The following is a 13,474-nucleotide window of genomic DNA, read 5'->3' as shown; positions in this document are numbered from 1 at the left end:
GAAATCCTTGTAATGCGAGCATCTTGCTCGCTACTAATACCCAATTTAAATGCATGACAGCTTATGGTAATCTTTACGCGATCGCACCCTATCCCCCACACGCTTCCTAACCCTTCCCCAAAGAGCGCTACACTAGAAAACGCTGCCTCACATTCCAGACTATGCCATCTTCTCACCAACCTCTGACCTACCCCACCACCCGCCAAGCTGACCAAGTAGACGACTATCATGGCACGAAAGTCGCTGACCCCTATCGCTGGTTAGAAGATCCCGACTCTGACGAAACCAAAGCCTGGGTAGAAGCGCAAAATAAAGTCACCTTCGGCTATCTCGAAGACATCCCCCAACGGGAATCCCTGAAGCAGCGAATCACCAAAGTCTGGAATTACGAAAAATATGGCATTCCCTATAAAGAAGGGAACCGCTACTTCTATTTCAAAAATGATGGACTTCAGAACCAAAGCGTTCTCTACACCTTAACCTCTCTCGATGGAGAACCCAGAGTCCTGATTGACCCCAATACCCTCTCCGAAGACGGGACTATCGCCCTATCGGGTGCCGCTATGAGTGATGATGGGAACCGTATGGCGTATGGTTTATCCACCTCCGGTTCCGATTGGCAAGAATGGAAAGTGCGGGATGTGGAAACGGGAGAAGATTTATCGGATCATCTCCAATGGGTAAAGTTTTCCGGTGCATCCTGGACAACGGATAATCAAGGGTTTTTCTATAGCCGTTATGACGAACCCAATGATGCCACAAAATTAGAAGATGCTAATTATTATCACAAACTCTATTATCACAAACTCGGCACAGCCCAATCTGATGATCTGCTAATTTATCATCGCCCTGACCAGAAAGAATGGATGTTTAATGGTTCAGTAACGGAAGATGGTCATTATCTGATTATTTATGTCAGTCAAGGAACTGATCCGAAGAATCTGGTTTTCTACAAAGACTTACAAACCCCCGATTCTCCCATCGTCGAATTGATTTCAGAATTTGAAGCGAATTTTAGTCTGATTGACAATGACGGGTCAATCTTCTGGTTCCAAACTGACTTAGACGCACCACGAGGTCGGGTGATTACCATTGATATTCATAACCCAGCACGGGAGAACTGGCAAGAACTGATTCCCCAAGCCGAAGAAACTTTAGAAGATGTCGGTGTTCTGAATAACCAATTTGTCGCCGATTACCTCAAAGATGCCCGTTCTGCCATTAAGATTTTTGACCTCAATGGCGCCTTGGTTCGGGAGGTGGAATTACCGGGAATTGGTTCAGCCGGGGGATTTGGCGGGAAACGTTATGATACGGAAACCTTCTATGTGTTTACCAGTTTCACTACCCCAGCAACGATTTACCGCTACGATATGGTAACGGGGGAAAGTTCCCTATTTCGCCAACCGACCGTAGACTTTGATCCGACTCAATACGAAACGCGGCAAGTGTTTTACCCAAGTAAAGATGGAACACAAGTGCCGATGTTTATTACCCACAAAAAGGGGTTGACGTTGGATGGCAATAATCCCACCTATCTCTATGGTTACGGTGGTTTTAATGTCTCCCTAACTCCCAGCTTTTCGATTAGTAATCTGGTGTGGATGGAGATGGGAGGCGTGTATGCGATTCCGAATCTCCGAGGCGGTGGAGAGTATGGCGAAGATTGGCATCAAGCTGGAACAAAGCTGAATAAGCAAAATGTGTTTGATGATTTTATTGCCGCAGCGGAGTGGTTAATTGAGAATAAATATACTCGTCCGCAAAAACTGGCAATTGGTGGGGGAAGTAATGGTGGTTTATTAGTCGGGGCTTGCATGACTCAGCGCCCAGATTTATTCCGTGCTGCCCTTCCTTCAGTTGGTGTCATGGATATGCTGCGCTTCCATAAGTTTACGATTGGTTGGGCGTGGTGTTCTGATTATGGTTCACCGGAAAATCAGGAGGAGTTTAAGGCGCTTTATGCCTATTCTCCGTTACATAATCTCAAGCCAGGAACGGCTTATCCAGCAACATTAATTACGACGGCGGATCATGATGACCGCGTGGTTCCAGCCCATAGTTTCAAGTTTGCGGCGGCGTTACAAACAGCACATTCTGGGGATAATCCGGTCTTAATTCGCATTGAAACTAAGGCGGGTCATGGTGCGGGAAAACCGACGGCTAAGATTATTGAAGAGATTGCCGATAAGTGGGCATTTTTGCTGCGCGTAATGGATGTATAGTCTCCCATGACGTAGCTTGCTTCTCGCGTAGCGAGTATGACAAATGACTAACAATAAGCACTGATATCTTCCCCACATTGGTCAGCCAAGTAGCAAAGGGCGCGAAAGCGAAGGCTAACGAATTCGTCATAGAAAGGATTGAGTTTGCACAAGGGAGGAATGTGAGCAACCCGACGCCCAAACAGGCAGATATCGCGTTCAAACGGGCACTGGGCGGGAATCATTTTGCAGAAAAATCTAGCTTTGGCGGGGTTGTGAATTTCGATGTTCTCTAACCATTGCTTGATGGTTTGCAGTGGCTTGATGGGTTGTTGGGGTGAGGTGGGAGAGTTGGTGGGGTTTGTCTTGGTTTCAACAGGGGTGCAATTGATCAGTCCGTTTTGGTAGGTGGTAAACATGGTTTGATTTGCTCCGTGTGGTTTGTTTGTCTCTATTCATAATGTAAACCAATTTCGCTGCGGTGCAAATATAAAAAACTATTATCATTGATTAGCTTTGCTTTTAGGCATCCTTCTGTTGGGAGCTGGGGAAGCAGGGGAAGCTGGGGGAGCTGGGGGAGCTGGGGGAGCTGGGGAGGCAGGGGAGGCAGGGGGAGCTGGGGGAGCTGGGGAGGCAATGATACATTTTCCCTGATAGCGGTGCAAGGGTATGAAAGGGTTTTACCCTATTTCCTTGAATATGATCCAATGTCCATGCTACTCAAAGCCTTGATAGATAAGGGTTTTGCCGTTATGCAGCAAGCCCTAACCCAATCACCTGTTCATCCCATTGTCTTCTAACCAGTTTGATAATTCTTCTACACTATTGAAGTCTAAAACATCATCTCCTAGATGTTCCAATTGTTCAAAAGATAAATTTTGAATCTGGTTAATGATTTCTGGAGACATTGACCCAAACTGTCGCTCCAGTAAACGTAATATCGCTCGGATTTCTCCCTCTCGACGCCCTCGTTCTAATCCTCGCTCTAATCCTTGCACTTATCCTTGCTCTATTCCTTGCTCTAATCCTTCTGATAATCCATCCTGCTTTGCCTTGATAATAAAACCTCGTTGGTCTTCGAGAAACATTTCTTGCTTACGCAATTTTTCCAATTCCTCTACACTTAAATTCGCTTGATTCGCGATATTCATGGCTTTATCCAGTTCCGGAAGTTGCTTAAAGGTGGGTGGAATGACTTCCAAGCTGGGAGCCTCTTTAATAAAGTAAATCCATTTATCAGTTAAACTGTCTAATTCCTCAAGGGTTTTAGTAAATTTGGGTAATTCCACAAAGATTAACTCGATTTCCGGATCAGGATAATCAAACAACTCCTGTTTTTCCTTTAAGCAAAAGCGCGTCAGGAATCGTTGAGTCTGGTCAAACATTGGGAAATCGGTAAGGGTTAAGGCAATGGCTGGTTTAAGGTGAGAATATCCTTCCCCATATTTTAATTGATTCGCATAAGTTTTGGTCAGGTTATAAATGACGCGCTTCTCAAAAAACGCCACATTTAGTACCTGCATTTCAATTAACACTGTTGAGCCATTATCCAGCAAAGCTTTGACATCTAGATAGCTATCTTTGAGATCAACGACATCCCTGGGATTATAGGGATCAATGATTTCTAAATCCTGAATCACTGGATTGCTCTCGTAAATCAAGGCATTTAAAAAGCTAATCAGAATATCTTTGCTGTCGTTTGATCCAAATATTTTCTTGAAGGCAAAGTCAGTTTTTGGGCTAATAAATCTCAGTGTCATAATTTCTCAATACTTTAAATTCCAACGCCGCTTGAAAACTGACTTTATCCGGATTATCCAGTCATTCAATATAGCGACGAATTACCGTTGATCTCGATCCACCCCGCACCCCTTCCAATTCCTCACGCCAACTTGATGTATCATTCATTTCTTGGGCGAGAAATGCAAGGGAAAATCGTGGGAGAACCCTCTGCGAAAATTTACCGATCGCGACCCTTATAAAGATTTGCAAACAAAACTTGACTCAAGGGAGTTGATCAGCGAAACTACAGACAAGAGCGTAATACGTCTGTTTTCACTGTATTACGTCAGTTGTGGTTAACTCGACTAGGCTGATTTATCCAAAATTAGCTGGAAGCTGAGATGGAACAGCATGTCTTGCCCAGAAATACTGTCCCCATCCAGGCAACCTGCGAGATTGGTTGATGCGAGCCTATTGATGAAGGATAACCTCTGCTATACCGTTTGCACCTCCTCAATTATTTCGAGTGTGTCTCCCTTTTGGTGACCGGTATGGTAAGCAGCGAGGAGAATTTGGCTGGTTTTGCCCCAGGCGATCGCACCTGTAGCATCAATCGCGATCGCACCTAAATCCCGCCGATTCTCCTTTGCTTCTTTTATGGAACGTGCCATGGCATCGGCTAAGGATAAACCGTCGGTGACGCGCACCACAACCCGTGCGGCGAAGCATTCATCAATGATATCTTCACCAATCCCGGTACAGCTTACACCGGCTTTCAGGTTGGCGTAATTCCCCGCAGGCATTGCCGAATCACTGACCCGACCAATCCGTTCAAACCCTTTACCTCCGGTCGATGTACCCGCCGCCAAGCATCCCTGACTATCTAACGCGACTACCCCAATCGTACCCCGTCCGGCTTCCGAGGAAAGAAGTTCAGGTTCGCTAACCACATCCGCCATCGCCCGTTCAAAGTTGTCCTGTCTCTCCTGTAGCCACTCCTGTAATCGTTTCTCGGTTAACGGGTTGTAAATGGGTGCATTCACTTCCCGCACCAGTTCCGCCGATCCATAATCCGAGAGGACGCGATCGGGACAATCTTGCAAAATCTTCGCCAACTTGATGGGATTTTTGATCCGCGATACATTAATCACACCGCTAAAGCGCTGATATTTACCATCCATCAGCGACGCACTCATGCGAATCTGTCCATCAGATTGCAATACCGAACCCGTTCCGGCATTATAGCGAGGTTCATCTTCTAGGAGTTGACAGCCTCGAATCACTGCTTCACGGGCATTTGCACCGGCTAATAACAGAGCATATATCTCATCGAGTATTTTATAAAGAGAATCGCGCACCGCTTGGGTGGCGTCTTTGGTTTTCAGGGCGCTTCCTGCACCACCATGGATAATTAATTTGGGTTGCATCGAATTCACGAACCTCCTTTATGGCTTAAGACAGCTAACTGGCTTGGGATTTGCGTCGGCGACAGCGTTCCGAGCAGAACTTCACATTATCCCAGCATTTTGCCCATTTTTTGCGCCAAGTAAAAGGACGTTCGCAGACGGGGCAGATTTTAGTCGGTAGATCTGACTTAGAACGAACTCGTGCCATCTTAGGTTAAAGAGCCTTATAAGGTTGAAATCATTGTACTGTGTACATTTTGAAGTTGTCAGGCTGGCATTTTTCTCAAAACACATCACATCTTGCCTAGCCCGACATCAATCTTTGGAAGGATTTTGTTATCAATGATACAAAGTATATTTAATTAGCGACTATAATCGACCGTCTTTTGAGGACTCAATGTTGAAGAGTGACTTTTATTGGTTGACACCAGCCACAACCAAGAAAATTTTAGCAGTGATCTTCATCTGTGTATTCTCTGGAGCCGGATGCAGCATCCAAAAGATACAAGCAACTGACGTGCAGGGACAAGAACCTCAAATAGTGGGCTGGGTCGAGAAGGGAAAGATTACTGGTGTATCAGAAGAGATAAAATTCAAGCTCGATACAGGTGCAACAACCTCTTCAATTAACGCCGAAATAATAGAACAACCTGATCAAGAAACAGAATCAGGTGGGATGATTAAATTCCGCTTTACCGATGAAGACCGAGTCACAAAAACCTTTGAGCTTCCAATTGTGAGATGGGTTCGCATCGAAAGCCGCACCAAAGATTATATCCGTCGTCCAGTAGTCCGAATGAAAATCTGTGTTGCGGGTCAGTGGATTGAGGAAGAAGTAAACCTGGCTGAGCGAGACGATTTCAACTATTCAGTTTTAATCGGACGCAATATGCTTTCCGCCGGAAAGTTAGCCGTTGATTCATCGGCGACATTTACTCAAGAGCCATCCTGTCCCACAGAGGAGGCAAAACAGTGAATCGCACGTTTAAAGCTTTGCTCCTGACATTATTTTTGGCGGCGATTGGTTTAAGTATTTTTATTCACAAGCTGATCGCTTCAGATGTGCCACTCTTACCTAATCAGGCGTTTAAAAGTTGGTATATTGAGGCAAAAATATCCTTCGTTTCGCAACCCTCTCCCCTCATGGAGGAAGAGTTACCGACTACCGTTAAATTTCATCTTCCCCAAGATTCCCAACGCTATAACATTGTTGAAGATGATTTTGTTAATGAAGGATTTACTCGCGAAATCGAAACGGATAAAAAGTCAGCCAATCGTCTAGCTGTCTTCACGAAGCAGGATAGTAATGATGTTAGTGACTTTATATTTTATCGAGCTAATATTAAACGAAAAGCTGGACTAGATCCGATTGAGAAAGACGTACCAATTTCCGGACGGCGGCTCGTTGATAAGCAGATGATTAGGTTTGGCGAAAACACCGAGAGAGCTAAGGATAACCTACAGGAAAATCTGCCCGTTACTGAGATTATCAATTTGATTCAGGAGGCTAACGCTAAGTCACGCGATCGCTTATCGTTCGTGCAAACCATCTATCAACTGGCTCTAAATCCAGAGGATATCCGGATTAAAGCGATAAGTCGCAATGTCAGAAAGCCAGACTCTACAGTACAGGTGGCGGCATTTTTGTTAGATCGAGCCGAAGTTCCGGTACGAGTTGGTAATGGCATTTTCTTGAGAGGTGAAGAGGTTTACTCGACTGATTTTGTGGAGTGGTTAGAGGTGCGAGACGGCGATAAATGGCTGGTTTTTGATCCGTTAGATCAGAGTTTTAAAGCGCAAAACAATTATCTAACCTGGTGGTATGGAACCGATCGCATTTTACAAGCTCAAGGTGCGAACCAGGTCGATTTAGAGGTCGTTGTTCAGCCGGATACGAATCAAGGACTAACGCAATCAATTTTGGATGACGAAAAGCCCAAGAATCCCTTTTTAGAATACTCATTTCTCCGGCTACCTCTGGCGACTCAACGGGTCTTTCAGATACTGGTTCTTATTCCTATTGGTGCTTTGATTATCTCCATTTTGCACCAAATGATCGGGTTGCAAACATTTGGCACATTTACACCGATTCTAATTTCTCTGGCTTTTCGTCAGACGGGACTAATTGTGGGGATTCCCCTATTCGTTTTGGTGGTGATTATCGGACTTTTGTTACGGGGCTATCTCAACCAATTACAACTTTTAATTGTACCGCGACTCGCTGCCATTTTAACAGCAACGGTCTTGATCGTAGGTGGGCTAGCTGTTGTGATGGAAAGTTTCGACATTAGTTTGGGTTTATCCGTTTCGTTGTTCCCCATTGTTATTCTGGCGATGACAATCGAGCGGGCATCAGTCATGTGGGAAGAAAATGGCGCAACCGAAACTATAGTTGCCGGACTGGGTACAATTTTTGCCGCGATTCTCGGTTATTTATTTATGGTTAATGACTATGTGCAGCATTGGACATTTGTCTTCCCGGAACTGTTACTCGTGGTTCTTGGCATCACGATTTTGGTGGGACGTTACAACGGCTATAAGCTGATCGAGTATTTTCGCTTCATGTCACTCCAGAAACAGTTGAATCAAAATAAGGCATAACTTTAAATGTTTCCCTTTTTCGGCAAAAACCAGGGAATATTGGGGATTAATTCCCGGAATCTAGACTATTTGTTTCCCAATAATCCTCGTCGTCTTTATCGTCTGGCGGACTCGAAACTAGAAACAAAGAAAATGGCTCACAGCCTTGGCGTAGCCGTTCCTGAAACTTATGGGGTGATTACGTTCCAAAATGAGGTAAAACACCTATCCAACATCGTCGGCGCTCGCCAATCTTTTGTGATAAAACCCGCTAGGGGTAGCGGTGGGGATGGCATCTTAGTAATTACAGCGGTGAACGATGAAGGCTATCATAAAGCGAGTGGTTCAATTTTGAAACCCGATGACCTGCACTATCACCTGTATAATATCCTGGGCGGCATGTTTTCGCTGGGAGGTCAAGGGGATGTCGCCATTATTGAATATGCGGTGCAGTTCGATACCGTTTTTGATGAAATTGCCTATCAAGGGGTTCCTGATATTCGCGTCATTGTTTATCAAGGGGTTCCGACAATGGCAATGTTACGCCTACCCACCCGGCTGTCTGACGGTAAGGCAAATTTACACCGAGGTGGCGTTGGGGTTGGTATTGATCTGGCGACAGGTAAAACATTAGCAGGTATTCAGAACAACCGCTATATTGACAATCATCCTGAAACCGGATATGCATTGTGCGATCGCACAATTCCCCATTGGCAAAGCATATTGGAAATGGCGGCTAAATTAGGGGATAAAACTGAGTTTGGCTATCTAGGAGTAGATATTGTTCTCGATCGCGAAAAAGGACCGCTTTTACTGGAAATCAACGCCCGTCCCGGATTGTCAATCCAAATTGCTAATCGAGAGGGACTGATACCGCGACTCAACGTGATTGATTGCGCTTTACCCAAACTCTCAGGTATCCCAGAAAAAATTGCTTTTGCTCAAGAAACATTAGCCTCAGGAAAGGCAAGACTATTTTTATCCAGTCAACTGAAAAATTCTATAAATGATCTCCCCAAGCGGAACGGAAACAGGCAGTTGCTTGGGGAGAAAATCAGATAATCTGAACCCAGAAGTTAGGCAACAGTTAAATCAACCTGGAAGGTTAAATCATCAAAATCATTGTCACCACCTCCATGCAAATCCTCAAAGCCAAAGGTGTTATCACCCAGTAGGCGAATGTGATCAACTTTATCAGGATTCGCACCCAAGTAGGCAAAGTAGGCAATGGGTTCTCCATAACCCAGGTACTGATTCGTTGAATTCTCGGTTAGCCATTCCTCCGTCGTGCCATTGGCAATAATATAAGGAGCGAGAAGACTTCCTCCCTGTAACTGGGTGTTAAACGTCACCATACCTCGATTCACATCGCTAACCACCCGTTGGTCAATGGCAGCTTGGGCATAACCCTCGTTTCTTGGGTGAATTAGTTGACCTGTCATTGGGTCTTTAACCGCCCCATCTTCATTTTCAATCACATACAAGCCGACAGAATTATCAAAGCGAGCCTCACTCTTAATCTCGATAAAATTCGCCTCTACCGGACTGGTTTGTCCTCGTAAATCAATGAGTTCTTGTTCCCCTTGTAATTGAGTTCCTAAGACAGGAGACTCATTCGTTGGTTCACCTGTTAGGGTAAGACTATCGTTACCCTCTGCCATCGGGTTTTGCCCATTGGGAGTAAACTGATTGCTGTCCAACCGATCATTTTGGGGACTGAGTTGAGGCTTGGCATTGCCGTTATTCCTTGTCCCACGATTTACCGTTAAGTCAAAGACATCACTGATTTCTCCTCCATTACCATCATTAGCGGTGAGAGTAATCGAATTCGTGCCGACGGCTTTGTTGCGGGGATTGCCACTAATTAAACCCGTTTCCGGATTCAGGTTTAATCCTTTGGGTAAACCGATAGCCGAGTAGGTAAGGGAGTCACCATCGGGGTCAGTGAAATAGTCACTGATGTCTAAACTGTAAAATTGTTTGGTTTGAGCTGTTTGGTCAGCAATGGGAGAGAGTAACGTGGGGTCATTGTTAACCACAGGTGCGGCGGCGATATCGAGTTTAAACCCATCGCTTTTTGTCCCACCTTGACCATCATCGGCTGTGACCAAGATATTCAGGGTTTCATCCCCACTATTCGGTGTACCTGTGAATGTACCTTGATCTGGGTCAAAACTTAACCACGAAGGAAGTGCGCCTCCATCTTTTAACGTGGCGCTGTAGGTTAATTTATCGCCATCAGCGTCACTAAACTTATTGGTGATATCTAAACGGAAGGATTCGTCTACCTCAACCGTTTGGTCAGCAATGGGAGAGAGTAACGTGGGGTCATTGTTAACCACAGGTGCGGCGGCGATATCGAGTTTAAACCCATCGCTTTTTGTCTCACCTTGACCATCCGATGCTGTGACCAAAATATTCAGGGTTTCATCCCCACTATTCGGTGTACCTCTGAATGTACCTTGATCTGGGTCAAAACTTAACCACGAAGGAAGTTCGCCTCCATCTTTTAACGTGGCAGAGTAAGTTAAATCCTTGCCATCAGCGTCACTAAACTTATTGGTGATATCTAAAGTGAAGGATTCGTCTACTTCAGCCGTTTGGTCAGCAATAGCGGTGACTAACAGGGGAACATTATTAATCACATTACCGCCACCAGTTAAGCCGGAATTTACCAATAAAGCCCCCACTTTAACCAGGGGATTCCCCACAGTATGCGTCGGAACTAGACCACCGTTATCCTGCAACGGATTCAGTTGGGCATCGATAATTTTAATCCCGGCAGTTGCATTGTAATCATTCCAGTTCTTTGTGGCTTTCGGCGGATACTGAACATTCCCACCCTTGTCAATTAATTCCTTATTCGTGTGTTGTTGAATTCCCCAATCATTTGTGCCATTATCTGCTGTATTCTCGTAAAAGATGGTATTCTTGACGCTGACCTTAGCATTCTTACCAGCCGATACACCGCCACCAACCCAGCTAGCGTTATTGTAAGCGATGGTTGAGTTGGTAATTTCGGTGGGACTGTAGAGTGTCATTCCACCACCGACACTCCCTGCTGTATCTCCAGTGGTTTGATTACCCGAAAAGGTGCTGTTAATAATTTTAGTTGGAGCGTCATAAGTCCATAAAGCGCCGCCCTGATTGGCTGCTTTATTATTGGCAAAGGTTGTATCGCGGACGACTAATCCTTTGTTGAGTCCATTGCTGAGTTGAACAACGGCACCTCCGTTCCCTTTATTTCCTCCATTAGGGAGTGCTAAAACTTCGTTATTTTTAAAGAGGCTACCTTGAATACTTACATTGTCTTGCGTACCCGTGTAGAGATAAGCTGCACCGCCTTCAGCCCGACCTTTATTCCCGTCAAAGACACTATTGATAATCCGAATTGTGCCAGAGGTTGAATTACTTGGACTACTGGCGCGGTCTGTGTAAACTGCACCGCCGTAACCTCTTAAGGACGGATTTTTGTTTCCCTTGTCATAAAATGCTGCCGTGGTATTGTTGTTGATGAACTTCGAGTTTTCGATGGTTAACTTGCCTTGGAGACTATTAATTGCCCCACCGTTAATGCCTTGGTTGTTGGTAAATTCACTATTGGTAACGGTAAATTTTCCGGGACTGACAAAGGCAATAGCACCGGCGCCGCGTTCATCATTTCCAGCAACGGCTTTATTTTTATCAAAGGTACTGCCATTAATCGTTAATTCGGTTTCCCAGGCGCTGTAGATTGCGCCGCCACCGTTATCAGCGACGTTGTTCTTAAATTGAACATTATCGACCGTTAAGGCGCCTTGGTGAGTGATCTCGATCGCGCCGCCGCGTTCCTTAGTATATCCGTTGATCAGGTCAAGGTTTTTTAAGGTCAGGCTGGCGTTGAAATCTTGATTTGAGTTAACAAAAAATAGGCGGGATTGTTTGTTCCCGCTAATCTTCAGCCCTGGAGCGTCAGCCCCATCAATTGTTATATTTTTCCCTGGGCGAATTTCCAGTTGACCTGTTCTGAGGGTAATGGTCTTTCCGGCAAGGCTGGAACTGAATTTAATCGTATCTCCTGATTGCGCTAGGAAAATCGCATCTCTTAAGGAACCTGAGCCATTGTTTTTTGTATTGGTAACAATGAGCTGTTGTGGCATAATTCAATCTCCGAAAAATTTTTGCGAATTACGGTCTTTTTGTCGTTTTCAGCAGGTTTAAGGTAGGAGAGAGTCGTGTAGCGATAGGTGATGAATTATTCTTCTCCAACAAAATGAGATAAACAAGTTCCGCTCCTGTTTCTAGTTTAACGCATCGGACTTACACCCTCTATATCTATCAATAGGACAAGAATCAAAAAATGACAGGTTGAAGTGACGATACTTTACTAAATCTTCATAAAGTTTTTGTGTTTCTATGATGAAGGCTTTATCAAGCTAAAGTAGAATAAACCTGAAGACAGGGAAGAGAAAGGCTGGAGAAGAGGGTTTAGGCGATTGTGTGGGGAAAAAGCCGCGATTTATCCGAGAATAGGAACAAAGGCAGTAAATTAGCAGACTATCTGTCCGCAGACAAGGCATGACATTAGCGAATGTGCGAATTATCTTGGTTGAACCCGCAGGTGCTTTAAACATAGGATCAGTTGCCCGTGTGATGAAAAATATGGGATTGCACCAGTTATGGCTTGTCAATCCCCATTGTAATCCGAAGGCATCACAAGCGCGGCAGATGGCGGTTCATGGTGTCGATGTTTTAGAATCAGCTCAACAGGTGGCAACGTTGCCTGAAGCGTTACAGGGATGTCAACGCGCGATCGCAACCACTGCCCGTACTCGTCATTTGCCGACGACTCTGGAGCCTCCCCGCTTGGCATTACCCTGGTTATTGGAGGATGATATCACCTCTGCCTTGATTTTTGGACCCGAAGATCGGGGGTTAAGCAATGATGAACTCAACTATGCCCAGCGATTTGTCTGTATCCCAGCCAATCCAGAGTATCCCTCGTTAAACTTAGCTCAGGCTGTGGCAATTTGCTGTTATGAGCTGGCTCAACTCGCCTCCCCATCTTCTCAGATGAGCCATGGTACGTCTCTACAGGCTCCCCAGACGCACCATGGTACGTCTGTACATACCACCGCTTCCTTAGATGAAATAGAGGCTTACTTCCAACACTTAGAAGCCGTATTATTAGAGATTGGCTACCTACACCCCCACACCTCGACATCCCGCATGGAAAAGTTCAGACGCCTGTATTACCGAGCCATGCTCACCCCAGAAGACGTCGCCATGCTTAGAGGTATTCTCCGTCAGACAGAATGGGCGGTACAATTTATGCCGAGGTCACAACAGGATGAGTCAGAATCCTAGCTACTGTCTTAGGATATAGACTTTTAGTCGATAAATTGTGAAAATAGCCATGTTCACACCATCAGGAATGTATTGGTAAGCAACCCCGGTCTAAAGACACGGAGCTTCAGCTAATTAGCTGAGGTTATGCTTACCAGCCTAAGTGTCACGCGCACTACGTTATCGGCAAGAGTTAAAGACCTACCAGTAGATGCGATAGCCAGTCTACTGCTCTAG

The 13,474-nt window shown here is 45.2% G+C and carries 9 protein-coding genes and 1 pseudogene; 5 read left to right on the top strand and 5 right to left on the bottom strand.

Translation table 11 applies throughout. The features are described from left to right. The first annotated feature begins 161 nt into the window (after positions 1-161). Positions 162-2,225 carry a prolyl oligopeptidase family serine peptidase gene (locus RID09_RS18910; RefSeq protein ID WP_446337472.1) on the top strand — a complete coding sequence of 688 codons (2,064 nt, stop codon included), beginning with the start codon at positions 162-164 and terminating at the stop codon, positions 2,223-2,225. Positions 2,226-2,272: 47 nt separating this feature from the next. Here the strand turns inward: RID09_RS18910 and RID09_RS18905 are convergent, their stop codons facing one another. The 4 genes and pseudogenes from RID09_RS18905 to RID09_RS18890 form a co-directional block, all read right to left on the bottom strand. After that, positions 2,273-2,623, bottom strand: coding sequence for a Mo-dependent nitrogenase C-terminal domain-containing protein (locus RID09_RS18905; RefSeq protein WP_446337471.1), 351 nt, complete (start codon positions 2,621-2,623; stop codon positions 2,273-2,275). Positions 2,624-2,977: 354 nt separating this feature from the next. Next, positions 2,978-3,958 (bottom strand): annotated as a pseudogene (locus tag RID09_RS18900) (Rpn family recombination-promoting nuclease/putative transposase). A gap of 462 nt (positions 3,959-4,420) precedes the next feature. After that, a complete protein-coding gene (locus RID09_RS18895) occupies positions 4,421-5,353 on the bottom strand; it encodes an isoaspartyl peptidase/L-asparaginase (RefSeq protein WP_446337470.1) in 933 nt (310 codons plus the stop codon). A gap of 34 nt (positions 5,354-5,387) precedes the next feature. Further along, entirely contained in the window at positions 5,388-5,540 is a 153-nt protein-coding gene (locus RID09_RS18890) for a DUF2256 domain-containing protein (RefSeq protein WP_446337469.1), read from the bottom strand. A gap of 189 nt (positions 5,541-5,729) precedes the next feature. Here RID09_RS18890 and RID09_RS18885 point away from each other — a divergent pair, with 189 nt between their 5' ends. The 3 genes from RID09_RS18885 to RID09_RS18875 are packed head-to-tail and all read left to right on the top strand — an operon-like array spanning position 5,730 to position 8,974. After that, complete coding sequence (locus RID09_RS18885) at positions 5,730-6,308, top strand: ATP-dependent zinc protease family protein (RefSeq protein WP_446337468.1); 579 nt, start codon at positions 5,730-5,732, stop codon at positions 6,306-6,308. Continuing rightward, on the top strand, positions 6,305-7,933 hold the full coding sequence (locus RID09_RS18880; RefSeq protein ID WP_446337467.1) for a UUP1 family membrane protein: 1,629 nt from the start codon (positions 6,305-6,307) through the stop codon (positions 7,931-7,933). The genes RID09_RS18885 and RID09_RS18880 overlap by 4 nt, the downstream gene beginning before the upstream one ends. Before the next feature lie 6 nt (positions 7,934-7,939). Then, positions 7,940-8,974, top strand: a complete 1,035-nt coding sequence (locus RID09_RS18875) for an alpha-L-glutamate ligase-like protein (RefSeq protein WP_446337466.1) — start codon at positions 7,940-7,942, stop codon at positions 8,972-8,974. A 14-nt stretch (positions 8,975-8,988) separates the two neighbouring features. Here RID09_RS18875 and RID09_RS18870 read toward each other — a convergent pair whose 3' ends face one another. Next, positions 8,989-12,051 (bottom strand): putative Ig domain-containing protein, encoded by a 3,063-nt coding sequence (locus RID09_RS18870; RefSeq protein WP_446337465.1) that lies wholly within the window; start codon positions 12,049-12,051, stop codon positions 8,989-8,991. A 418-nt stretch (positions 12,052-12,469) separates the two neighbouring features. Here RID09_RS18870 and RID09_RS18865 point away from each other — a divergent pair, with 418 nt between their 5' ends. Then, entirely contained in the window at positions 12,470-13,258 is a 789-nt protein-coding gene (locus tag RID09_RS18865) for an RNA methyltransferase (protein WP_446337464.1), read from the top strand. Positions 13,259-13,474: the final 216 nt, after the last annotated feature.

The organism is Coleofasciculus sp. G1-WW12-02 (genome assembly GCF_040219735.1).
Lineage (GTDB): Bacteria > Cyanobacteriota > Cyanobacteriia > Cyanobacteriales > Coleofasciculaceae > Coleofasciculus.
This window is presented reverse-complemented; position numbering and strand designations above follow the sequence as displayed.

Excerpts from the sequence above, each read along its gene's own strand:
- RID09_RS18905 (WP_446337471.1), bottom strand. The coding sequence starts at position 2,623 with ATGTTTACCACCTACCAAAACGGACTGATCAATTGCACCCCTGTTGAA.
- RID09_RS18890 (WP_446337469.1), bottom strand. The coding sequence starts at position 5,540 with ATGGCACGAGTTCGTTCTAAGTCAGATCTACCGACTAAAATCTGCCCC.
- RID09_RS18870 (WP_446337465.1), bottom strand. The coding sequence starts at position 12,051 with ATGCCACAACAGCTCATTGTTACCAATACAAAAAACAATGGCTCAGGT.
- RID09_RS18885 (WP_446337468.1), top strand. The coding sequence starts at position 5,730 with ATGTTGAAGAGTGACTTTTATTGGTTGACACCAGCCACAACCAAGAAA.
- RID09_RS18895 (WP_446337470.1), bottom strand. The coding sequence starts at position 5,353 with ATGCAACCCAAATTAATTATCCATGGTGGTGCAGGAAGCGCCCTGAAA.
- RID09_RS18865 (WP_446337464.1), top strand. The coding sequence starts at position 12,470 with ATGACATTAGCGAATGTGCGAATTATCTTGGTTGAACCCGCAGGTGCT.
- RID09_RS18875 (WP_446337466.1), top strand. The coding sequence starts at position 7,940 with ATGTTTCCCTTTTTCGGCAAAAACCAGGGAATATTGGGGATTAATTCC.
- RID09_RS18910 (WP_446337472.1), top strand. The coding sequence starts at position 162 with ATGCCATCTTCTCACCAACCTCTGACCTACCCCACCACCCGCCAAGCT.